Origin of the sequence: Streptomyces sp. NPDC002935, assembly GCF_040611295.1 — a bacterium.
Lineage (GTDB): Bacteria > Actinomycetota > Actinomycetes > Streptomycetales > Streptomycetaceae > Streptomyces.
The window spans coordinates 368312-389408 of the sequence record NZ_JBEXNW010000003.1; the positions used below are offsets into that span (position 1 = coordinate 368312).

A 21097-nucleotide genomic window follows, 5' to 3' on the forward strand; every position below is an offset into this window, starting at 1 on the left:
GTCACTTCCGGCACTCCCGGGCGCCCTCTATCCTCGCGCCCGGGCCGGGGGCCGGGGCAGTCGCCGGGCATCACCGGTCCGACCTGTCCTCGCACCACGCCCGTCGGAAGGTGACACCCTCCATGCGCCCCTCATGGCCGCGCACAGCAAGACGGTTCGGCAGCAGGTCCGCCGCCGTGCTCGTGACCACCGCCCTCGCCCTGGCCACTCCGCTCCCCGCCGACGCGGGCGTCCCCGCCGTGGAGCGGCCGGTCTCCCTGGTGGACCCGCTGATCGGATCGGCGAACAGCGGCACCACCTACCCCGGAGCCACGCTCCCGCAGGGCATGATCGGCTGGTCCCCGACCAGCACGACCGGCGACCAGACCAGCACCGGGGCCGCCAACGGCTACCAGTACAACGTCACCCGCATCCGCGGACTGAGCCTCACCCATGTCAACGGCGCCGGATGCAACCCCGGCGCCGCGGGCGACGTCCCGATCATGCCGTACGTCGGTGACGTCACCTCCTCGCCCTCGGCCGACACCAAGGACGCGGTGTACGCGGCCGACTTCACGCACTCCGCGGAGAAGGCCGTGCCGGGGCGCTACTCGCTCGGCCTCGCGTCGGGCGCGTCGGCCGACCTGGCGGTGAGCCGGCGGGCGGGCGTCGCCGACTTCACCTTCCCGGCCGACCGTCCCGCCAACCTGCTCTTCCGGGTCTCCAACTCCCTCAACGGCAGCGAGGACGCGCAGGTCGACATCGACACCGCGCACCGCAAGGTGACCGGCTCGGTGCTGACCGGCGCGTTCTGCGGCCGCCGCGCCAACGGGGGCACGAACAACCGCAAGAGCTACTACCGGCTGTACTTCAGCGCGTCGTTCGACCGGGACTTCTCCTCCGTCGGCACCTGGAAGGACGGCACCCTGTCCGCGGGTTCCACCAGCGCCTCGGGCGGGGAGGGCTACGCCACCGGGGCGGACCGCGCGGGCCGCGGCTCCGGCGGGTACGTCGGCTTCGACACGCGTGCTGACAACGATGTCCACATGCGGATCGGTATCTCGTACGTCAGTCTCGGCGGTGCCGAGGCCAACCTGCGCCGGGAGATCGCCCCGCGCGCGAGCGTCGCGGCCGTGGCCGACGCGGGCGACCGGGCCTGGAACCGTGAGTTGAGCACGGTCCGCGTCGACGGCGGCGGCACCGAGCGGCGCACCACCTTCTACACGGCGCTCTACCACGCGCTCATGCAACCGAACCTGATCAGCGACGCCGACGGCCGCTACTACGGCATGGACGGCGCGGTCCACCGTCTCGCCCGCGGCCAGCGCGCGCAGTACAGCAACTTCTCGGGCTGGGACCAGTACCGCGCCCAGATACAGCTCCTCGCCCTGCTGAAGCCACGGATCGCGGGCGACTTCGCGCAGTCCCTCTACAACTTCGCGCAGCAGAACGACGGGGTATGGGACCGCTGGGTGCACATCAGCGGCGCCACCCACGTGATGACGGGCGACCCCTCGGCGGCGACCCTGGCCACGTTCTACGCCATGGGCGTGCGCAACTTCGACTACGAGGGAGCGTTCGACTCCCTCGTACGGCAGGCCACCGTGCCGCGCCCCGAAGGACTGCTGGACGCCGGCTGCCCGGGGCAGTGCATGGGCCAACGGCCCAACCTGGCGCAGTATCTGACGTCACATTATGCGGCGCAGGACGTGTGCCACTGCTGGGGCGGCGCCGCCGAGACGCTGGAGGACGCGGTCGCCGACTCGGCGCTCGGGCAGTGGGCGCGGCTGCTGGGCCGCGACCAGGAGGCGGCCGTCTTCACCGAGCGGGTCACCTACTGGCGCAATGTTTTCAACCCCGCCGCCACGGCCGGCGCGGGCTACATCCAGGCCCGCAACCTCGACGGGTCCTGGGTGTCCCCGTTCAGCCCTGGCAGCGACCGTGGCTTCGCGCAGGGCACCAGCGCCACGTACACCTGGATGGTCCCGCAGGACGTCCAGGGGCTGGCCGCCGCCATGGGAGGCCGGGAGACGGCCGCAGCACGGCTCGACGGCTTCTTCCACAAGGCCGACGGCTCCTGGTCCGTTCGCGGTGGGGACGCCCTGCGCTACGACCCCACCAATGAGCCCGGCATCCACGCGCCCTGGCTCTACAACGGGCTCGCGCAGCCCTGGAAGACGCAGGCGACCGTCCGGCAGATCCTCGACACCGTGTACGGCACCGGCCCCTCGGGCCTGCCGGGCAACGACGACCTCGGGACCATGTCGGCCTGGTACGTCTTCTCGGCCCTCGGCCTCTATCCGCAGACCCCGGGCACCGCGACGATGCTCCTCGGCACCCCGGTCTTCCCGCACGCGGTGCTCCACCGTCCGGGCGGCAGGGGCATCGTCATCAGCGCGCCCGACGCCGATGCCGCACACCCGTACATCGACGCCGTACGGGTCAACGGGCGCCCCACGCAACGCTCCTGGACCGGCGCCGAGCTCGCGACCGAGGGCGGCTCGGTGAGCTTCGAGCTCGCAGAGCAGCCCAACACGCAGTGGGCCACCGACCCGGAGGACCTGCCGCAGTGACCGCGCGGCTGTGCGGGAACGCCTGTTCCCGCACGGCCGTACGGCCCGCTCACTCCCGGCCGGCCGCCCCGCGCAGCGCCGCGATGGCGGTGCCGATCGCCTGCTGGAGCTCCTCCAGGCGCTGCACCATGTCGTCCTCGTAGATGTCGTCGGCGTCGTCGAAGGTCAGTTCCTCGAACACCTTCGTCGCCTTCTGCAGGCTGCTGTAGAACTTCGTCCGGCGTTCCTGGACGCGCAGTTCGGGGTCGGCCTCCACCGTCTCGACGACGAGGCTCTTCATGGTGTCGTACGCCTCCGTGGCCCACTCGCCCGCGTCCTCGCCCTCGTCGAGCTCGTCGAGGAGGGAGAGATGCCGCTCGGCCTCGGAGCGCAGCTCGGCCGGAGCGTCCAGGGTCTGCCCGGCCGGTGTCCTGATCTGGCCCTTCTCCGCGATCTGGCGAACATAGCCGATGCGGTCGGCCGCCCGGTTCTCGGTGGCGACCGCCTTCTTCAACTCGTCCGTGCGGGAGATGTCGCGGGCCAACTCGGTCTGGAGCGCCGGGTCTTCCTTCACCCGGTCAAGGAGCGCGGCCCGCGCCGCCTTGGCCGTGGAGGGGTCGGCGAGGATCGCGGCCCGCAGCGCGGTGGGGTTCTCGGCCACCTCCAGGGCCTTCGTGGGACGGATGCCCTCGGCCTCCGCCGCCTCGGCGATGGCGGTGCCGCGCTCCGAGGCGGCGCTGGAGCGGGAGACGTAATAGGACTGCCAGACCTCGGCGTCCGGCAGCTCGATGTCCTCGCCGGGGACCAGGGTCTCGAAGTGGGGGACCACGCCGTCGTCGGCGGCCCTGTCCCAGGCCTTGTAGTAGCGCATGACGCGCTCGGGCGAGCATCCGGCGAGTTCCGCGAACTCCTTCGCGGACACCTTCGGCGTGTCGTCGGCCGACTGCCCGCCGGGACGGACACTGCGCGCCACCTTCAGCGCGAAGGCCCAGCCGCCGTTGCGCGCGTAGGCGCCGAAGTCATGGGCGTCGCGCTCGACGGGGTTCGGCGCGCCGGCGCGCGCGGCGGATTCTTCGGACGAGGCGATGGCTGCGGTCAACGGGAACTCTCCTGGGATGGCGGGGCGTTGATGTCACGGAGGATGAAGCATTGGCCTAAGGTTTGCGTGGAATCAAGCAGCCACGCATGGACCGGAACCAAGCGGACACCCCAGTAAATCCGAAATGTGTAAGCCAGAAACGACGCGATGTGATGACCTTCACCCCGATGTGGCAGAAAGTGATGAATTCCTTACGGCCGTGTCACGTACGGCTGGGTATCGACCATCGCGCGACCGCGGGAGGATCTTTCGTGCGACCGTTCACTCTCAACTACGCCCAGCCCTCAGGGCAGTCGGCCGCAGTACCCCCGTACCACTTCGACGTGTCCCTGCAACTGAACGTGCTGCCCGACGGCCGCCCGGCCGTCAGTGATCGCGCGTTGCTGATGGCGACCGGCACCACGACATCGACGGCCGGTTCCCAGACGCACTTCGACGACTGACGGATGCCGCGCGCATGACGGTTCTCATACTCACGGCCGAACAGGACGTCACCGCCGACATGGTGGTGGCCAAACTGCATGAGCGGGGCGTGCCCATGGTGCGCCTCGATCCCGCCGACCTGCCCGGCAAGGCGGTGCTGTCCGCCGACTACGCCCACGGTGACTTCGACGGCTATCTGTCGGTCAACGGCCATGTGCTCAGCATGGGCGGCCTGCGCTCCGTGTGGGTGCGCAGGCCGGGCGAGCCGGCGGCCCATGCCGCCGAACCCTCGGCATGGCTCACCGCCGAGACCAGACAGGCCCTGTTCGGCATGCTCTACTCCGCCTCGACCCGCTGGATGAACCACCCGCGCCGGGCCGAGCAGGCCCGGCACAAACCCTGGCAGCTACGGGTGGCCCACAGCAGCGGATTCGCGGTGCCGCCCACCGTGATCACGACGGCTCCCCGGGTGGCCCAGCAGTTCGTCCAGGAGTACGGGGACGTGGTGGTGAAATCGGCATCGGGGCCGCCGCCCGGCGAACCTCCGGCGGCCCTGCCCACCACGCTGGTCGGACCCGACGCGGACTTCTCCGGTGTGGCGGCCGGCCCCGCGTTGCTCCAGCGCTACATTCCCAAGCGTGCCGACATCCGGCTCACCGGCATCGGCACCCGTCTGTTCGCCGCCCGCAAGGCCGCCGAGCCCGGTCAGGTCGACGGCCGGTTCGGCGAGGCGGGGAACGGCTGGGAGCCCACGCCGGTGCCCGATCGCATCGCCCGTTCGGTCCACGACTACCTCGCCTTCACCGGACTCGCCTACGCCGCCTTCGACTTCGCCGAGGACGCGGAGGGCATCTGGTGGTTCCTGGAGTGCAACCAGGGAGGCCAGTTCGGCTTCGTCGAGCTGGAGACTGGGCAGCCGATCGCCGAGGAGGTCGCTCTGTGGCTGGCGCAGCGAAGACCTGACTTCCGTATCGCAGAAGGGCATTGACATGCGTACACAGTGACGGTCGATCACTTCGCGGTCGGCTGGAAGGACTTGAGGAAGACGCTCAACGCCTTCTGGTTGGCGGTGGTGTCCCAGTCGTCGGCCGGGGTCGTCCAGCGCAGGGAGAAACCCCGGTGGTCTCCGATGAGGAAGCCGCGGCCGAACGTGCGCACCTGTTCTCCCTGGGACACGGAGTACCACTCCATGTCGGCGCCCTTCCTGCCGCGGTAGGTCACCGGCTGGATGTCGCCCAGCCGTTCGTAGCCGGTGGAGACGGCACGCAGGGACGGTTCCAGGGCGCTCCAGACGGCTACGGGGTCCGCACCCAGCTGGGTGCTGTAGGTGACGGCCAGCGTGCGCGGATCACCGCTCGCGCCGAAGGTCACCCGGTAGGCGAGGTCGTCGGAGGACTGCGTCTCCAGGGGTTTCCAGGCCCGTGGGAGCGCGACGGCGAAGCCCTGGGGCGCCCGGTAGAGAGAGAAGCCGGCCGGCACGGTCGAGCCGGCGGTGGGAGAGGGGGAGGGGGAGGGCGAAGCTGACGGAGCGGAGGACGCCGTGGGCGTCCCGCCGCCGGGCGCGGTGGGGGCCCCGGACGGTGTGGGGGAGGCCGCCCGCGACGGCGCGGAGCCGGACGCAGACGTGTTGTCCCCGCCCTGCAGTCCGCCCACCGCGGCGAGCACCGCGACGGCGACGACCGTGACGCCGAGCGCCCCGCCCAGCAGGACCGGCCGGCGGGCGAGCCGGCCTCCCCTGGCGTGCCCCGTACGTCCTTCGTCCGTGCCCCCGTCGCGGAAGTCCCCGCCGGGGTCGGGGAACCCGGGCAGCGGCTCCGGTGGCGTGGTCTCGTCGAAGTTCTGCCGGAGGATGCGCGTCAACGCCTCGCGCACGACGGCTTCGGGCACCCGCTCCACGGGGTTCCAGCGCAACAGGCCCTGAACGGCGGGTGCGAGGGGGCCGGCGCTGACCGGGGGCCTGACCGGCAGCCGGTCCACCGCCCGGAGCGTGGCGTCCATCTGCCCCCGGTCCTGGACGGCAGGCCGGCCCTCGACGAGCGCGTACATCATCGCGCCCAGCGCCCAGAGGTCCGCCGCGGGTGCGCCGCCCTCGCCACGGGCCTGTTCGGGGGAGGCGTACGAGGGAGAGGTGACGCGCGTCGCGTCGGCGGCCGCCGTGATGCCGAACCCGGTCACCGTGACCGCGCCGTGCTCGTCGGCCCACACCTGGCTCGGGCCGAGTTCGCCGTGGTGGACTCCCTCGTGCTGGGCGGCGGTGAGGACGTCGAGCACGCCGAGTCCGATGCGGGCCGCCAGCACGTAGTCGACGGGGCCGCGCCCGAGGAGCTCGGTCAGCGGGGCGCCCGGGGGCCGCTCCGTGACGGTCCACACGAAGCCGGGCTCCTCGACCACGTCGAGAACCGCGGCCACCTGACCGGGACAGGCCGGACCGAGGATCGCGGCCGTGCGCAGGATCCGGTCGGCGGCGGGCTCCCGCGCCCCCTCGCGCCGGTGCTCCGCGACGCGTGACCACGTCAGGACGACCGGCCGCCCGAAGGCGGTGTCCTCGCCGTGCCAGCAGGCCCGGCCCTCTTCCCGCAGGACGACTTCGAGCAGCCGGTATCTCCCGGCGATCAGGTCGCCCGCGGAGTCTTGCGCCTTCACCATCGTCATCCCTCGTCGCGTACCGGGCACTCTTCCTTTCCCGGAAGTACGCAGGGCGTGACGAAGAGTGTTCAACGGGAGACGGTTCGAGATGCCTGTTTTTTACTCGGGCGCACCGCCGTCGCGCACCCGTACGAACAGTTCAGGCCCGTGTTCCCCACTGATTCACCGGACAGTTCCTTTGCCGATGTACAGGTGTGCGAAGGGCCGTTGCCGCCGCCGGGGCATGGACAGAGGGGGGGCGCCCGGGAAAGATGCCGCATGCACACAGTGCCCCGCGGGTCACCGTGTCCAGCCGCCGCTCACCGCCCGAGCCACCCGGAGGCCCCCCGTATGACCGCCCGTCCGCTGTCCGTCAGCACGCCCGCCGAGCAGGGAGTCGACGCCTCGGGCATCACCGCGTTCCTCGACGCCGTCGAGGCCGACCCGGACATCGAACCGCACAGCCTGATGATCCTGCGCCACGGGCACCTCGTCGCCTCCGGCTGGTGGGCGCCGTACACGCCCGAGCGCCTTCAGCTGCTCTACTCGCTCAGCAAGAGCTTCACCTCCACGGCGGCCGGATTCGCCGTGGCCGAGGGTCTGTTGGACCTGGACGACCCGGTGATCTCGTACTTCCCCGAGTTCGAGGCCGACATCACCGATCCGCGCAGCCGCGCCATGCTCGTCCGCCATGTCGCGGCCATGGCCAGCGGCCATCTGGCCGAGACCTACGCCGACGCGGTCCGGCTCGACCGGGAAGAGGCCGTACGCGGCTTTCTGCTGATCCCGCCGGACCGCGACCCCGGCACCGTGTTCGCGTACAACCAGTCCGCCACCTACACGCTCGCCACGATCGTCCAGCGGGTGACCGGTCTGTCGCTGACCGCGTATCTGCGGCCCCGGCTGTTCGACCCCCTGGGTATCGGGGAGACCGCCTGGACGCGGAACCGGGCCGGCCGGGAGATCGGCTTCAGCGGGCTGCACGCCGCGACCGACGCGATCGCCCGGCTCGGCCAGCTCTACCTGCGCGAAGGCGTGTGGGAAGGACAGCGGGTCCTGCCGGCCTCATGGATCACGGAGGCGACCCGCACGCACATCGCCACCGCGGACGGGACCCCCGAGGGGGCCCGGTCGGACTGGCAGCAGGGCTACGGACTCCAGTTCTGGCGGGCGCGGCACGGATACCGCGGCGACGGGGCGTACGGGCAGTACTGCGTCGTGCTGCCCGAGCACGACGCGGTGATCGCCACCACCGCGGCGACCGACCGGATGCAGGATCTGCTGGACCTGATGTGGCGGCATCTGCTGCCCGCCTTCGGTACGGCACCACTGCCGGGCGGGGGCCAGGGCGACGACGCGCTGCGCCGACGGCTCGCCCGGCTGGCCCTGCCACCGGTCGAGGCACGGTCCGAGCCCCCGGAGCCCGGCGACGCCTGGTCGGACGCGGTGTTCGTACCCGAGGGAGGCGTCTGCGCGGACCAGCGGTCGCTGACGGGCGTGGTCGTCGCCGAGGGCGACAAGGGCCGGCGCGTCACCCTGGTCGAGGGCGACCGGCGACTCGACCTGCGGCTCGGCGGAACCGGCTGGACCGTCGATCCCGGCCCGACGCCCACGGCGGTGAGCGGGGGCTGGACCGACTCGGGCACGCTCCGTGTCGACGTGCTGTTCCTGGAGACCCCGCACCGCATGACGGTGACCTGTTCCCTTCCCGAGCGCACTTTCACCGCCCGCTGGCACACGACCCCGCTCCACGCCCGCTCCCTGGGATCCCTCCGCGTACCGTCGCAGCCGTCGTCAACCGGCCATCGGGAAACGCCACACCGCGCCACCCCTTCCGTCACGTAGAGATATCTATCAACATGCGTATGCCGAGGACCTGATGGGCAACGATGGCCCCGGCCGTGCCTCCTTCCGCGCCTGCGGAGCGGAAGGGAATATCCCGGGGTGATCCATGACGAACGCGATGTGGATGCAGAGTGTGGAGTGGCTCGCGGCGGCCGCAAGAAATCCGAGGGCGTGCAAACGGCAGTGGGATCAGGGGAGCGGCGGCGTGCTCCTGGAAGCAGGGCGCTACTGGGACGTGCTGAGCGTGCCCGAGCAACTCGGCCTGCTCGCCCTGGACATCCTGTGGGCCGACCCGATTCAGGTACCGGGGCCCACCCTGGTCGACTGCGCGGCCCGCCGCGTCGGCTTCTTCCTGGCCCCCGACCCGGCCAGCCGGTGGGTGGGATCGGGGCTGCGCCACCTCGGCAAGGGCTCATGGATCGCCGTACCGCCGCCGTACCGCTCTGCGGGACCGCTGGAGTGGATCATTCCGCCGGACGGGACGGGTGCCCTGCACCCCGCCCTCTCCCTGGAAGTGGCGCTGCGCCAGGCCAACGGCACACTCGCCGTTCTGGCGCCCTCGGCCGAGGGGTAGAACTCACCAGCCGGGCAGGCCGCGGGGCACGGGAATCGCGGGAACGGGCCCGTCGTCCTCCTTCTCCGGCTTCTCCGGCTTCTCCGGAACGGGTACCGCGAAGGTGGCCCACAGCACTTCGCGGGGCTCGGGGACCAGACGGCCCTTGGCCCGCCACTCCGCGACGAGCTGGGCGTAGATCGGCGGATGGCCGCCACGACGACCGATGTGGCCGCCATGACGGCCGACCGGTTCGGCGTAGGGCCGGCCGGTACCCGTGCCCATGACCGTGCCCGCGCTCGTGCGGGTGGAAGCACCCGCACCCGCGTCGGCGGGAACGAGTCGCAACGCTTGGTGAGTGCTGTCCATACCGGAGGAACGTGTGGGTACGCACCGGTGGAACGCGCCCCCGCGACCGCCCACCGGGTCGAGTGAACGCGCCCCCCGTTCGGAGCAACGCGCCGACCCGGTTCTCGCGACCGATACCGGTCCGCTATCCGGTCCCGTAGAAGTGCGCCTGGCCTCCGCGCCACTTCACCCATGCCGGATCGTCCAGCAGATCCTCCGCGTCCGGCAGACCGGCCCGGCCGAGGAACTCCAGGAGATCCTCGTCCGAGAACGCCACGCCGAGGTTCTCGCCCCGCGCGGTCACCTCGCGGCCACTGGTACCCAGGGCCGGATGCACAACCAAAGGAGCCCGTCCGGACATGTATCCAGGATCGTCCCTCGCGCCGCAAGTCGCATCCGGACGGGCGGATGCGGGCGGATCCGCACCCCGACGACGCTCGCGCACGTCGGCGGAACAGGAGGAGCGGCCGACGTGAAGTGGTTGTATGGCGTGAAGTGGTTGTATTCGGTACTGAGTGCGTCGCTACGTCTCTGGGTGAGGAGCTTCCTATGGGTGCGGTGGACCTGGCAGCGATCGAAGCGGAGCGTCTGCGGATCCGGGACGCCCATCTGGTGTCGGAGAGGCCGGCGAGTACGGCCCGCGGGGTGCACCACGTGGCCCTGCTCTCCTCGGACGTGGAGCGGACCGTACGGTTCTACCAGGGCGTTCTGGGCTTCCCCCTGACCGAGATGATCGAGAACCGGGACTACAAGGGCTCGACCCACTTCTTCTTCGATCTGGGCAACGGCAACCTGCTCGCGTTCTTCGACTTCCCCGGCCTCGACCTCGGCCCCTACGCGGAGGTGCTGGGAGGACTGCACCACCTCGCCATCTCCGTCGACCCCGTCACCTGGGGCGGTCTTCGCGAGCGACTCGACGCCGCCGGGGTCGAGTACCTGGAGGAGAGCGGTACCTCGCTCTACTTCCGCGACCCCGACGGCGCCCGCGTCGAACTGCTCGCCGAACCGCTCGGCGAGATGTACGGCAACTCGGTGCTCTGAGCCCGCGGCGGGGGCCGGGGCCTGCGCCGGGGCTCGGGCCTCAGCGCAGCGTCTCGGCCCAGTTCGCCGGGACGCGCCCCGCGGGGCCGGGTGTGGGCTGGTCGAGCGGATGGCTCACCGGGGGAGCGAGGTCGGGACCCGACTCGTACAGCTCCGAGGTGTCGTAGTCCCAGAACCAGTTCTCGCCCGGTTCGAAACTCTGGATGACCGGGTGCCCAGTGCTCCGCGCGTGGGCGGTGGCGTGCTTGGCCGGGGAGTCGTCGCAGCATCCGATGTGCCCGCATTGAGCGCAGCGCCGCAGGTGGAGCCACCATCCGCCGGCGGCGTCGCACTCGGTGCAGCCGGTGCCGCTCGGCGGGACGGAGGGGTCGATACCGTTCGGCGTGGTCATGTCGGCTCCTCGGAGGTTTCCGTGACGGTCAGGGGCAGGCGCACCTGGAAGCGGGTGTCGCCGGGCACGGACTGCACCTGCAGGCTTCCGTGATGCTTGTTGACGACGATCCGCCAGGAGATGTCCAGGCCGAGACCGGTGCCCTCGCCCACCGGCTTGGTGGTGAAGAACGGGTCGAAGATCCGGTCGCGGATCTCCTCGGGCACTCCGGGACCCGTGTCGCGGAACTCGACGAGCACATGGTCGCCGTCGGGCGCGGTCCGCACCGTCAGCGTCCCCTCGCCGGCCATCGCGGAGGCGGCGTTGTCGATGAGGTTCGTCCACACCTGGTTCAGCTCGCCCGGATAGGCGGGGATCCGGGGCAGCGCACGGTCGTACTCCTTGACGACCTTGATGCCGGCGCCCATCTTGCCGGCGAGCATCATCAGGGTGCTGTCGAGCAGGTCGTGCACGTCGGCGACCTGGTAGGGCGCGCGGTCCATCTGCGAGTACTGCTTGGCCGCGTCCACGAGATGCGAGATACGGGTGGTGGAGTCCTCGATCTCGTTCATCAGCAGCTCGGTCTCGACCGTGTAGTTCAGCCACCGGACCGCGCCTTCGAGGGTCGGCCCGTCCACGGCCGCCGCGACCTGGTCCAGCCAGTCCGTGTCGAGACCCGCCTGCACGAACGTCGGGGCGAGCTGCCAGCCGCCCGCGATGTCGTGGTCGTCGAGCCAGTCGGCCAGCGCGTCCTCCCGGTCGGAGGCCTCCAGCGGGCTCAGCGGGGTGGCCTTGGCGACCTGCTCGGCGGTCCGCTCCTGGATCTCGACCAGCGTCTCCAGAGCGTCGCGCGCGTACGGTCCCGCGGCGATCATCCCCAGCTTCTGCCGCATGTGCGCCACCCGGTCACGCAGCGAGGAGGTGGCCCGCACGGCCGCCGCGGCGGGGTTGTTGAGCTCGTGCGTGAGTCCCGCCGACAGCGAGCCGAGCGCCAGCAGCCGCTCGCGCTGCCCGACGGTGCGCTGGGCGTTCTGGCTGCCGAAGAACATGCCCTCCAGCAGATGGACGGCCATCGGGAACCAGTCCCGCAGAATGGCTGCGAACGTCGCCGCGGGCAGCACGAAGAACCGGGACGGCTCGGTGACCCGCACGGACCCCTTGTACTGCGCGTCGCCCGGATCGCTGAGATACGCCTGCATCGCGCCCGCGTACACCCCGCGCTGCGAGGTCCGGTTGATCTCCACGTCGTCCGCGCCGACCCTGCGCGACATCACGAGCGTGCCTTCGAGGAGCACGTAGAAGCAGGTGGCCGGATCGCCCTCGGTGTAGACGGGCCCAGGGTCGAACTGCTCCGTCCGGCCCTCCCGGCACAGCCGGTCCAACTGGTCGTCGTCGAGCTTCTCGAACAGGAAGAGCGTGCTGAGTTCCGCCGCGTCGCACGGCACCGGCCGCCCGCTCACGACTGCTCCAGATAACGGTGGACGAGCATGACGGCCATGGCTCCCTCTCCGACCGCGGACGCGACCCGCTTCGCCGACTCGGCGCGCGCGTCCCCGGCCACGAACACGCCGGGCACATTGGTTTCCAGGTGGTACGGAGGCCGGTCCAGCTCCCAGCCGCGGGGCGGGTGCCCGTCGGGTGTCATGTCCGGGCCTGCCACGATGAATCCGCGGCTGTCCCGGAGTACCGTGCCCTCCAGCCAGTCGGTGAGCGGGGCCGCGCCGATGAACAGGAAGATCCACTGCGCGTCGACGAGTTCGGTGTGGCCGCTCTCCACATCGCGCAGCGTGAGCTGTTCCAGATGGCCGTCGCCGTGCGCGGAGTCCACGACCGTGCCGGTGCGCACCGAGATGTTCGGCGCGTCGGAGATCTGCTCGATCAGGTAGTGCGACATCGAGGCGGACAGCGAGGAACCGCGCACCAGGATGGTGACGGACTTGGCGCCCCGGGCCAGATACATCGCCGCCTGGCCGGCCGAGTTCGCGCCGCCCACGATGTACACGTCGTGGCCCTGGCAGGCGGCGGCCTCGGTCAGCGCCGAGCCGTAGAAGACGCCGCAGCCCGTCAGCTCGGCCAGACCCGGCGCCTGGAGCTGGCGGTACGACACTCCGGTCGCGAGGATCACCGCGTGCGCGGAGATCGCGGAGCCGTCGGAGAAGCGGATCGTGCGCGAGGCCCCGGTCACCTCCAGTCCGGTCACCTCACGCGCGGTGAGGATCTCGGCGCCGAACTTGGCCGCCTGCCGCCGCGCCCGTTCGGTGAGCTGTCCCCCGGAGACGCCGTCGGGGAAGCCGAGATAGTTCTCGATCCGGGAGCTCTGGCCCGCCTGGCCGCCGGTCGCGGACCGTTCAACGAGCACCGTACGCAGGCCCTCGGAGGCGCCGTACACGGCGGCCCCGAGCCCGGCGGGACCGCCGCCGATGACGACGAGGTCGTAGAACTCCGAGGTGGGCGTCGTGGCGAGCCCGACGTGCGCCGCGATGTCGGGGTCATCGGGCTCGACGAGCGGCGTGCCGTCCGGGGTGACCACCAGCGGCAGCCGCTGTCCGTCCTGCCCGGCGGCGCTCAGCAGACGCTGTCCCTCCTCGGTGTCGGACGAGTACCAGCGGTAGGGAACCTGGTTGCGGGCCAGGAACTCCCGCACGCCCGACGAACGCGCCGACCATCGGTGCCCGACGACCTTGCAGGCCCCCACGGGCCGGTAGTCGCTGGCCCGCCACGCCTCCAGGAGATCGTCGACGACCGGATAGAGCTTCTCCTCCGGCGGATCCCAGGGCTTGAGCAGATAGTGGTCGAGGTCGATCACGTTGATCGCGTCGATCGCCGCGTTGGTGTCCGCGTACGCGGTCAGCAGCACCCGGCGCGCGCCCGGATACACATCGAGGGCCTGTTCCAGGAACTCGATCCCGTTCATCTGCGGCATCCGGTAGTCGGCGAGGATCACCGCCACCTGGTCACCGCGCAACTTCAGCTCGCGCAGTGCGTCGAGGGCGGTCTCCCCGGATTCGGCGCGCACGATCCGGTGCGCCTCGCCGTACCGACGCCTGAGGTCCCGGGCGACGGCGCGCGACACCCCGGGATCGTCGTCGACGGTCAGAATGACGGTCCGCGCCGGACTGGCGGCCTGGGTCATACCTCTCCCACCCCGAGCAGGTCAGTTGCGTCCCGGCCACGCGGACTCCGAGCGGCGCCGCGCGGCAGGTACAGAGCCAATCGTATGTACGATCGGTCACCTTTGCTCAGGAACCGGGGACGAGCGGGGCGGCCCCGGCTCCCGCGCGGGGTCCGGCAGGGGGTCGCGGACCTTGGGGAGGATGTTCGCGATGTAGTCCTCGACGGCCGTGTCAAGGCCGATGTCGTGCTGGGCGCGTTCGGACAGGAACCAGCGGTGTTCGAGCAGCTCGTGGTAGAGCTCGGCCGCCTCCATGGAGCCCCGCAGGTCCGGCGGCACCGCCCGGACCGTCGGCCGGAACACGTCCCGCACCCAGCGGTGGGCGAGGACCTCCGGCCGGGCGGCGTGGGGATGCCCTCCGTCCGGACGGAGCCGGGAGCCCGGGGAAGCGTCGCCGGGCGCGTAGTCGTCCTGGGTGGCCATCCAGCTCTCCAGGTCGTTCAGGAGCCGGCGTGCCTGGTTCTCCTCGGTGTCGAGGCCGGTCAGCCGCAGCAGCTGGCGCTGGTGGTGGCCCGCGTCGACGACCTTGGGCACGAAGGTGACGGTGTCGCCGTTGGAGGAGCTCGCGATCTGCATCTCGGCGACGTCGAAACCGAGGTCGTTGAGGCGGCGTATGCGGCGGTCGATGTAGTGGTACTTGCCCGCGGGGTAGACGGAGGTGCGGGTCAGCTCCTCCCACAGGCTCCGGTAGCGCGCGCAGATCTCCTGGCCGAACTCGATCGGGTCCACCGAGGGGTGCAGGGCGCCGGCCGCCTCCAGGTCCAGCAGTTCGCCGCTGATGTTCACGCGGGCGAGATCGAGGTCGTACTCCCGCTGCCCGGTGCTGAGGCGCGGGTGCAGTTCACCGGTCTCGGCGTCGACCAGATAGGCGGCGTACGCGCCCGCGTCCCGCCGGAAGAGTGTGTTGGACAGCGAGCAGTCGCCCCAGGCGAAGCCGGCCAGGTGCAGCCGCACCAGCAGGACGGCCAGCGCGTCCATCAGCCGGTGCATGGTGGCGGGCCGCATGGTCGTCTCGAACATCGACCGGTACGGCAAAGAGCCGCCCAGATGCCGGGTGATCAGCACGGACTCCAGCGGCTCTCCCGCCGCGTCCGTGCGGCCGGTGACCACGGCGAGCGGGTCGACCGCGGGGATCCCGAGCCGGTCCAGACCGAGCAGCAGCCCGTACTCGCGGACCGCGGGCCGCTCGGCGAGTTCCTTGACGGCCACGACCTCGTCACCGGCGCGCGCGTAGCGCACCACGTGCCGGGAGATGCCGCGCGGCAGCGGCACCAGTTGGTGCTCGGGCCACTTCTCCAGGGGCAGCTGCCACGGCAGTTCGAGCAGGAGCGCGGGATGCTCCGGGTTGGTGGCGCTGATCTGGAAAGCCATGGCCGGACTGCCCTCACCTCAAGGTCGAACGCTGTTCCGGCTCCAGCATCTACGAATGATCGGGAAGGCGGAAGACGCGCCGGGCGTTGCCCGACAGGAACAACGCGGTGGCCTCCTCGTCCAGACCCAGCTCACCGAGGTGTTCCAGCGCCCGACTCGGCTCGATCATGGGGTAGTTGGAGCCGAAGAGGACCTTCCGCCTGCCCCGGCCGCGCAGATACGCGACCAGCTCCGGCGGATAGCGGCGGGCGGTGTAGGCACTGGTGTCGATGTACACGTTCGCGTGCTTGTCGGCGACCGCGATCATCTCCGTGGTCCAGGGGTAGCCGATGTGCCCGCAGACGATGGTCAGTTCGGGGAAGTCGAGCGCGACCTGGTCGATGTACGGGATGGGCCGGCCGGTCTCGGAGGGACGCAGCGGTCCGGTGTGCCCGACCTGGGTGCAGAAGGGGACGCCGAGTTCGGCGCAGGCGGTGTACAGCGGGTAGTAGAGCCGGTCGGTGGGCGGCAGTTGCCACAGCCACGGAATGATCCTCAGGGCCACGAAGCCCAACTCCTGGACGGCCCGCCGCAGTTCCCGTACAGCCGCGACGGGGCGCGTGAGGTCGACGCCCGCGACCCCGCGCAGCCGGCCCTCGGACCGGGCGACGAATCCGGCGACCTCGTCGTTGCTGATCAGGGCGCCCTGAGGTCCGTACCAGGCCGAGGAGAGGCCGGTGTCCACGTCGGCCGCCGCCAGCGCGGCCAGCGTGACGTCGACCGGCATCTCCTCCTCCAGTTCCTTCATCCCGGTCCAGCGGCGCAGTGACGCGAACATCTCGTGGTTGGAGTGACGGAGAGTGGGGTGCTGCATCCACGCGTCGACGACCGGCATGGTCTCGTGCCCTCCCTGAACCGTTTCTGAGCGCTTGCTTACCACCGACCCTAGGATGTCCCGCGCTCCGCGGCCACCCGCCCACGCCCCCGATGCTCCGCGGCTACCCGGTCACGCCGTCGACGCTCCGGTGCTACCCGGTCACGGCGTCCACGAGCGTGGTCAGGGCGGTGACAAGGCGCGAGAAACCGGGGCCCACCGGTCCTCCCGGCTCCCTCATGTACGTGTCCCGCCGGATCTCCACCATCAGCGCCCCGACCCCCGGCTCCCGCTCGTAGTACCGCAAAGGGACGTAGGCGCCCGCGAACGGGCTGTCGATGCCCACCCCGCCGAGTCCCGCGAACGCCTTCTCCGCGAGCGTGACCAGCTCCGGCGGTGTATGGAAGGAGTCGGTCCCCAGGCAGATCGGCGGCCGCGGCCCGTCACCGTGCAGTTCGTACGGCAGCCGGGCCGTCGGATACGAGTGGACGTCGATGACGACGGCCCGCCCGGTCGCGGCCAGCCGGTCGGTGACCGCGGCCGTCATCGCCCGCGCGTAGGGGTGGAAGTAGCGCTCGATCAGCGGCCGCGGATCGACGCCCGCGGGCCGCAGCGGCGCCCGGTGCGTCGTCCGTGTGTAGACCGCGCCCATCCCGACGGCCAGCATCTCCTCCCGCTCGTCCGGAAAACGCTCGGGATCGACGACCAGCCGGGACAGCCGGTTGACGAATCTCCACGGCGGCAGCCCGGCCGCCTCGGCCACGGCCGCGGCCAGCTCCGCGGTGTGCGCGTCGGTGATGTGGTCCAACTCGCTCTCCAGCGCCGCGTCGCCGAGGAGGATGCCGGCACGGACCGGCGCCGGAACCTCGCGCGAGGAGTGCGGCACGTGCAGGATCACGGGCGAGTGGACCGCGCCGGGCAGGAGGGCGAAGGAGTCCGGGGCTTCCGCGGTGTCCGGGGAATCGAGGGTGTCGTTCATAAGAGATCACTGTCGCAGCCGGGTCTGACACTGAGCAGGACCGGCTGCGCGGCCTCCGCCGTGTGCGCTCAGCTGCTCCCCCCGCGGCGTGCGTAGTGCTCGATCAGCGCCGCCCGGGTCGTTTCGAGCCGGTGGGCCAGGATGGCGCCGATCGTCCGGGTCAGCGACAGCTCCAGCGTCGGATCCTGGTCGAACAGGGCCCGCACCTCACCGGCGTCGAACTCGTAGGCGCGCACCGGGCTGAACGCCTCGGCACCGAAGTCCCAGGTGTGCGGGCGGAACAGCCATGACCAGCCGAGCAGGTCGCCGGGCCCGAGCTGCGCGACGGTGATCCGTCTCTCGGCGATGACCCGCTGGTACAGGGAGACCGTTCCGGAGCGGACCACCCAGAAGCGGTCGGCGGTGCCCCCCTCCTCGAAGATCGGCCCGTCCGCGGGAAAGGAGACCTCGCGGGCCACGCTCATCAGCCGTTCGCGGTGTTCGGGGGAGAGAGCGTGCAGGAGCCGGAGAGCAGTGGGCATCGCGGACCTCCATCGGGTCGCCGTGAGACCGCGGGGGTCGGCGGCGCCTGTCGTACCGGTGGTATCCCGTCATCCTCTATTGGAGCCCGAACGGGGTAATCCGTCGCGTCGTGGGCCGGGCGATTTGGCCGCGGGGGGCGAGCGCCGGTGTTTGTGGTGTCATCCGGCGGCCCGGGAGGTCACGGTGAAGCGAGCTCCGTCGGGGTCGGTGAGGAGGGCCTCCATCGAGCCGATCCCCTGCTGATGGGCGGTGCCGCCGTGGGCGCGCGCCGCGCGGACACAGGCCTCCACGTCGTCGACCGCGAAGTGGATCTGCCAGTGCGGTCGGACGGTGGGGTCGGGGGCGGCCCCCACCGCGCCCGAGTGGATTCGGGCCACCACGTCGCCGAAGCTGCGCAGGACGACCTCGTTCCCCTCGTAGTCGACCTGGCAGGAGTCGGGGTCCGAGGACGCCCAGCCCAGCACCTCGCCGTAGAAGATGGCCGCGTCGAAGGCGTCGCGCGTGTGCAGGCGTATGAACGAGGGGGCCGCGTTGCGCCACCGCTCCCAGCCGGACACCAGGTCGCCCTCCCAGATGCCGAAGACCGCGCCGTCCCGGTCCGCGAGCAGCGCTGCGCGGCCCGGTGGCAGCGAGATCGGCCCCACCGCGGTCGTACCACCGCGTTCCTGGCTGCGGGAGACCGTCTCGTCCGCGGAGGCCACGGCGAAGAACGGGGTCCAGGAGACCGCCGTCCTCGCCACGAAGTCGACTTCGGCGACTCCGGCGACCGGAACCCTGTCGACACGGGCGATCCGGTACTGGTCGCCCATCCTGGCGCCCGAGGACCATTGCCAGCCGAGAACGGCGGTGTAGAAGTTCTCGGCGGCCCGCAGATCGCGGGTGGTGAGGCTGACCCAGCACGGCGCGCCGAACACCGACTGGCTGGTGACGACACCGGGGTGGAGTGTTCCGTCGCTCTTCATCGCCGTCCGTCCTGACTGGTCGGCAGCGGTCGCGCGAGGTGCGGGGCTTTTTTCGGGCCCCGGACGTCAGCTCAGCCGTGAGAGGCCTTCCGTGCCGGAAGGCCTCCGACGGCATCGGTGGCACCTGCGGATCCGCTGTCCCATCAGTAACAGCATCACCCGCCTCGGCGCCGCGCGCACCATACGACCGCTATCGGCGCGGGCGTTCCAGGGTGAGCAGCAGCCCCTCCACGGCGCCGGGGCCTATGCGGCCCTTGACGTCGGCGGCCGTGATCGCCTTGAGCGCCCACCCGTCCTCGGCGTGCTTGTTCAGGACCTTCTCCAGCTTGTCGCTGTCCAGCGCGTCGCCGATCAGCGACTCACGGAAGGTGACGACCTTGTATTCGTAGGTGTACGGGTTGCTCATGGTTGCGGAGCTCTCCTGCGTGTCGGACGGCATGGCCGGGCCCAGCCAACCACTGTTCGCGGGCGCGGCACAGGGGTGAACCGGACTGTACGGATACCTTTGTTGAAATTTCATGAAGGGGAGTGGCGGGCGTGCCCCGTCGTCCCGGCGATGGCGAGGAACCGTGTCCGGACGGTTTCCGTGTCCATGCCGGGCGCGTCCGTGCGGCGTCGTAGCGTGGGCTCCGGATGGCGAGATCTTGTGACGGCGGATTCAGGGTGGCGCGATGTGCTGGAGTGCGACGGCCGATCTGGCGGCCGGTGCCGCTGTCGCCGCTGTCGGCGTGGCCTGTGTGATCCGGGCGCGGCGGAAGGAGGATCTTCCGCTCGCCGCGCTGCCGTTGCTGCTCGGCGCCCACCAGATCATCGAATCCCTGGTCTGGGACGCCGGTGGCGGTACGGGTCCCGCCACCGTGGCCTGGGCCGTGATCGCTCTGCCGCTCCTCGCGGTGTGGGTGCCGGCCGGTGTGCTGTGCGCGGCGCCGCGCCGTGCCCGGCGCCGGCTGCTGTTCCCGCTCGCCTCCGGCATCGCGACGGCGGCGGCACTCACGTACGCCCTGGCCGTCCGTCCCGTGCGCGCCGAGATCCGCGGCCACACCATGGGCTATGTCATCGACCTGGCCCAGCCCGAACTGGTCATCGCGGGCTACCTCTTCGCCACGGTCGGCGCGTTGCTGATCTCGGGCGACCGCGGGCTGTGGCTGCTCGGTGTCCTGATCGGGGTGGGCGCGGCGATCTGCTGGTCGTTGTGGGAACTGGAGTTCGTCTCGACGTGGTGCGCGTTCGCGGCGGTCGTCTCGGTGGCCCTGCTGTGCTGGGTGAACTCGCGCGACGCCGTGGCCCCGTACGAACCGGTGGAGCACGCGTGAGGTGGGGGATCACAGGGGACGAGACGGATGACGGGGACGTGACGGATCGCGGGGGACGAGACGGATCACGGGGACGTGACGGATCGCGGCCGAGCCGACGGGGCACGACCGAGCCGAGGGACGGCCGCCGGTCCGCCGGAGCGCGCTGATCCGCCCGAGCACCGGTGAACCGGTGGGATTCGGGTGATCCGGCGAAGCACCGGTGATCCGGCGCGACCTGGGTACTCGGCGAACCGTGGACGACCTGACGAATTCCTCATATGTGTCGGTCAGGGTCGACGCATGATCAACCCTGTACACCGTGTGCCGGCGGCGATCGTCGCCGCCTCGTTCCTGCTCGTCGGCTGCGGTGGCGGCACGGCTCAGACGCTCGGCCCCGGAGCCGGCGGCTCCTCGGCGCGTCAGGACGTGGCGACACCGGCCCCCGCACCGACCGCCTCGCGCGCGGTGGCACCGCGGCGACTGCCGGGGCTCGGCTCCAGGACCTTGTCCGCCGTCCCGTCGCGGACCCGTCAGGCCGTCGTGGTGACCGGCCGGGGCAGGAACTCCCCGCTGTCCACCGTGGTGCTGTACGAGCGCACGGAGGCCGGCTGGCAGGCGGGCCCGAGCCTGCCCGCGCACAACGCCCTCAAGGGCTGGACCGACCACCACCGGGCCGGTGATCTGCGTTCCCCCATCGGCGTCTTCGCCCTGACGGACGCCGGCGGGCTGTTGCCCGACCCCGGCACCCGGCTCCCGTACGACCGCTCGGGCGCCTTCGTCTCACCCGGCACGGGCTTCGAGGGCGAGCCGCTCACCGGCTCCTTCGACTACGTGGTCGCCATCAACTACAACCGCAGGCCCGGCAGCACCCCCCTGGACTGGACCCGGCCCCTGGGCGCGGGCCGCGGCGGAGGCATCTGGCTGCACGTGGACCACGGAGGCCCCACACACGGCTGCGTCGGGCTGCGCGAGGGCGATCTGAAGGACCTGATGCGTGCCCTGGACCCCGATCGGCATCCCGTGGTGGTCATGGGGGACGCGGCCTCGCTGGCCCGCTGAACGCCGTTCCGGGATGCCCGGCCGGCACGAGTCCACCGGCAGTGTCCCC

Annotated in this window: 21 protein-coding genes; 8 read left to right on the top strand and 13 right to left on the bottom strand. The window is 71.2% G+C overall.

Features of this window, described 5'->3' with window-relative positions; translation table 11 throughout:
• Positions 1 to 122: 122 nt before the first annotated feature.
• Positions 123 to 2552, top strand: a complete 2430-nt coding sequence (locus tag ABZX90_RS05660; RefSeq protein ID WP_355201696.1) for a GH92 family glycosyl hydrolase — start codon at positions 123 to 125, stop codon at positions 2550 to 2552.
• Between the two features lie 49 nt (positions 2553 to 2601).
• On the opposite strand, the gene ABZX90_RS05665 is transcribed toward ABZX90_RS05660, so the two are convergent.
• A complete protein-coding gene (locus ABZX90_RS05665; RefSeq protein WP_355201788.1) occupies positions 2602 to 3618 on the bottom strand; it encodes a hypothetical protein in 1017 nt (338 codons plus the stop codon).
• A gap of 263 nt (positions 3619 to 3881) precedes the next feature.
• Here ABZX90_RS05665 and tgmA point away from each other — a divergent pair, with 263 nt between their 5' ends.
• Complete coding sequence (gene tgmA / locus ABZX90_RS05670) at positions 3882 to 4073, top strand: putative ATP-grasp-modified RiPP (RefSeq protein WP_261706291.1); 192 nt, start codon at positions 3882 to 3884, stop codon at positions 4071 to 4073.
• A gap of 14 nt (positions 4074 to 4087) precedes the next feature.
• Positions 4088 to 5041 carry an ATP-grasp ribosomal peptide maturase gene (tgmB, locus tag ABZX90_RS05675; protein ID WP_351133383.1) on the top strand — a complete coding sequence of 318 codons (954 nt, stop codon included), beginning with the start codon at positions 4088 to 4090 and terminating at the stop codon, positions 5039 to 5041.
• A gap of 23 nt (positions 5042 to 5064) precedes the next feature.
• Here the strand turns inward: tgmB and ABZX90_RS05680 are convergent, their stop codons facing one another.
• Positions 5065 to 6705 carry a serine/threonine protein kinase gene (locus ABZX90_RS05680; RefSeq protein ID WP_355201698.1) on the bottom strand — a complete coding sequence of 547 codons (1641 nt, stop codon included), beginning with the start codon at positions 6703 to 6705 and terminating at the stop codon, positions 5065 to 5067.
• Between the two features lie 324 nt (positions 6706 to 7029).
• On the opposite strand from ABZX90_RS05680, the gene ABZX90_RS05685 reads away from it, so the two are divergent.
• Positions 7030 to 8523, top strand: coding sequence for a serine hydrolase domain-containing protein (locus tag ABZX90_RS05685; RefSeq protein WP_355201700.1), 1494 nt, complete (start codon positions 7030 to 7032; stop codon positions 8521 to 8523).
• Positions 8524 to 8629: 106 nt separating this feature from the next.
• The gene (locus tag ABZX90_RS05690) at positions 8630 to 9097 is read left to right on the top strand and encodes a hypothetical protein (RefSeq protein WP_351133389.1); all 468 of its coding nucleotides are present in this window, start codon (positions 8630 to 8632) and stop codon (positions 9095 to 9097) included.
• A 3-nt stretch (positions 9098 to 9100) separates the two neighbouring features.
• Here the strand turns inward: ABZX90_RS05690 and ABZX90_RS05695 are convergent, their stop codons facing one another.
• Positions 9101 to 9445, bottom strand: a complete 345-nt coding sequence (locus tag ABZX90_RS05695) for a hypothetical protein (RefSeq protein ID WP_351133391.1) — start codon at positions 9443 to 9445, stop codon at positions 9101 to 9103.
• Positions 9446 to 9569: 124 nt separating this feature from the next.
• A complete protein-coding gene (locus ABZX90_RS05700) occupies positions 9570 to 9785 on the bottom strand; it encodes a hypothetical protein (protein WP_351133393.1) in 216 nt (71 codons plus the stop codon).
• Between the two features lie 188 nt (positions 9786 to 9973).
• On the opposite strand from ABZX90_RS05700, the gene ABZX90_RS05705 reads away from it, so the two are divergent.
• Entirely contained in the window at positions 9974 to 10465 is a 492-nt protein-coding gene (locus tag ABZX90_RS05705; RefSeq protein ID WP_351133395.1) for a VOC family protein, read from the top strand.
• Positions 10466 to 10505: 40 nt separating this feature from the next.
• On the opposite strand, the gene ABZX90_RS05710 is transcribed toward ABZX90_RS05705, so the two are convergent.
• From ABZX90_RS05710 to ABZX90_RS05750, 9 genes are all read right to left on the bottom strand, one after another.
• A complete protein-coding gene (locus ABZX90_RS05710; protein WP_351133396.1) occupies positions 10506 to 10856 on the bottom strand; it encodes a UBP-type zinc finger domain-containing protein in 351 nt (116 codons plus the stop codon).
• A complete protein-coding gene (locus ABZX90_RS05715) occupies positions 10853 to 12295 on the bottom strand; it encodes an ATP-binding protein (RefSeq protein ID WP_355201704.1) in 1443 nt (480 codons plus the stop codon). The genes ABZX90_RS05710 and ABZX90_RS05715 overlap by 4 nt, the downstream gene beginning before the upstream one ends.
• Positions 12292 to 13968, bottom strand: coding sequence for an FAD-dependent oxidoreductase (locus ABZX90_RS05720; protein WP_351133400.1), 1677 nt, complete (start codon positions 13966 to 13968; stop codon positions 12292 to 12294). The genes ABZX90_RS05715 and ABZX90_RS05720 overlap by 4 nt, the downstream gene beginning before the upstream one ends.
• A gap of 96 nt (positions 13969 to 14064) precedes the next feature.
• Complete coding sequence (locus ABZX90_RS05725; protein WP_355201706.1) at positions 14065 to 15378, bottom strand: DUF4032 domain-containing protein; 1314 nt, start codon at positions 15376 to 15378, stop codon at positions 14065 to 14067.
• A 49-nt stretch (positions 15379 to 15427) separates the two neighbouring features.
• Positions 15428 to 16252 carry an amidohydrolase family protein gene (locus ABZX90_RS05730; protein WP_351133404.1) on the bottom strand — a complete coding sequence of 275 codons (825 nt, stop codon included), beginning with the start codon at positions 16250 to 16252 and terminating at the stop codon, positions 15428 to 15430.
• Positions 16253 to 16385: 133 nt separating this feature from the next.
• Complete coding sequence (locus ABZX90_RS05735) at positions 16386 to 17210, bottom strand: N-formylglutamate amidohydrolase (protein ID WP_355201708.1); 825 nt, start codon at positions 17208 to 17210, stop codon at positions 16386 to 16388.
• Between the two features lie 68 nt (positions 17211 to 17278).
• Positions 17279 to 17731 carry a cyclic nucleotide-binding domain-containing protein gene (locus ABZX90_RS05740; RefSeq protein ID WP_351133408.1) on the bottom strand — a complete coding sequence of 151 codons (453 nt, stop codon included), beginning with the start codon at positions 17729 to 17731 and terminating at the stop codon, positions 17279 to 17281.
• Between the two features lie 159 nt (positions 17732 to 17890).
• Positions 17891 to 18694, bottom strand: coding sequence for a VOC family protein (locus ABZX90_RS05745; RefSeq protein ID WP_351133410.1), 804 nt, complete (start codon positions 18692 to 18694; stop codon positions 17891 to 17893).
• Between the two features lie 190 nt (positions 18695 to 18884).
• Positions 18885 to 19100 (bottom strand): DUF4177 domain-containing protein, encoded by a 216-nt coding sequence (locus ABZX90_RS05750; protein WP_351133412.1) that lies wholly within the window; start codon positions 19098 to 19100, stop codon positions 18885 to 18887.
• 265 nt (positions 19101 to 19365) lie between these two features.
• Here ABZX90_RS05750 and ABZX90_RS05755 point away from each other — a divergent pair, with 265 nt between their 5' ends.
• On the top strand, positions 19366 to 20007 hold the full coding sequence (locus ABZX90_RS05755) for a DUF6629 family protein (protein WP_355201711.1): 642 nt from the start codon (positions 19366 to 19368) through the stop codon (positions 20005 to 20007).
• A 282-nt stretch (positions 20008 to 20289) separates the two neighbouring features.
• Positions 20290 to 21048 (top strand): L,D-transpeptidase family protein, encoded by a 759-nt coding sequence (locus tag ABZX90_RS05760; RefSeq protein WP_355201713.1) that lies wholly within the window; start codon positions 20290 to 20292, stop codon positions 21046 to 21048.
• Positions 21049 to 21097 lie beyond the last annotated feature (49 nt).

Bases quoted from the DNA above. Each gene is read 5' to 3' on its own strand.
- ABZX90_RS05660 (WP_355201696.1), top strand. From the start codon at position 123: ATGCGCCCCTCATGGCCGCGCACAGCAAGACGGTTCGGCAGCAGGTCC.
- tgmB (WP_351133383.1), top strand. From the start codon at position 4,088: ATGACGGTTCTCATACTCACGGCCGAACAGGACGTCACCGCCGACATG.
- ABZX90_RS05680 (WP_355201698.1), bottom strand. From the start codon at position 6,705: ATGACGATGGTGAAGGCGCAAGACTCCGCGGGCGACCTGATCGCCGGG.
- ABZX90_RS05685 (WP_355201700.1), top strand. From the start codon at position 7,030: ATGACCGCCCGTCCGCTGTCCGTCAGCACGCCCGCCGAGCAGGGAGTC.
- ABZX90_RS05690 (WP_351133389.1), top strand. From the start codon at position 8,630: ATGACGAACGCGATGTGGATGCAGAGTGTGGAGTGGCTCGCGGCGGCC.
- ABZX90_RS05695 (WP_351133391.1), bottom strand. From the start codon at position 9,445: ATGGACAGCACTCACCAAGCGTTGCGACTCGTTCCCGCCGACGCGGGT.
- ABZX90_RS05700 (WP_351133393.1), bottom strand. From the start codon at position 9,785: ATGTCCGGACGGGCTCCTTTGGTTGTGCATCCGGCCCTGGGTACCAGT.
- ABZX90_RS05705 (WP_351133395.1), top strand. From the start codon at position 9,974: ATGGGTGCGGTGGACCTGGCAGCGATCGAAGCGGAGCGTCTGCGGATC.
- ABZX90_RS05710 (WP_351133396.1), bottom strand. From the start codon at position 10,856: ATGACCACGCCGAACGGTATCGACCCCTCCGTCCCGCCGAGCGGCACC.
- ABZX90_RS05720 (WP_351133400.1), bottom strand. From the start codon at position 13,968: ATGACCCAGGCCGCCAGTCCGGCGCGGACCGTCATTCTGACCGTCGAC.
- ABZX90_RS05725 (WP_355201706.1), bottom strand. From the start codon at position 15,378: ATGGCTTTCCAGATCAGCGCCACCAACCCGGAGCATCCCGCGCTCCTG.
- ABZX90_RS05730 (WP_351133404.1), bottom strand. From the start codon at position 16,252: ATGCCGGTCGTCGACGCGTGGATGCAGCACCCCACTCTCCGTCACTCC.
- ABZX90_RS05735 (WP_355201708.1), bottom strand. From the start codon at position 17,210: ATGAACGACACCCTCGATTCCCCGGACACCGCGGAAGCCCCGGACTCC.
- ABZX90_RS05740 (WP_351133408.1), bottom strand. From the start codon at position 17,731: ATGCCCACTGCTCTCCGGCTCCTGCACGCTCTCTCCCCCGAACACCGC.
- ABZX90_RS05745 (WP_351133410.1), bottom strand. From the start codon at position 18,694: ATGAAGAGCGACGGAACACTCCACCCCGGTGTCGTCACCAGCCAGTCG.
- ABZX90_RS05750 (WP_351133412.1), bottom strand. From the start codon at position 19,100: ATGAGCAACCCGTACACCTACGAATACAAGGTCGTCACCTTCCGTGAG.
- ABZX90_RS05755 (WP_355201711.1), top strand. From the start codon at position 19,366: ATGTGCTGGAGTGCGACGGCCGATCTGGCGGCCGGTGCCGCTGTCGCC.
- ABZX90_RS05760 (WP_355201713.1), top strand. From the start codon at position 20,290: ATGATCAACCCTGTACACCGTGTGCCGGCGGCGATCGTCGCCGCCTCG.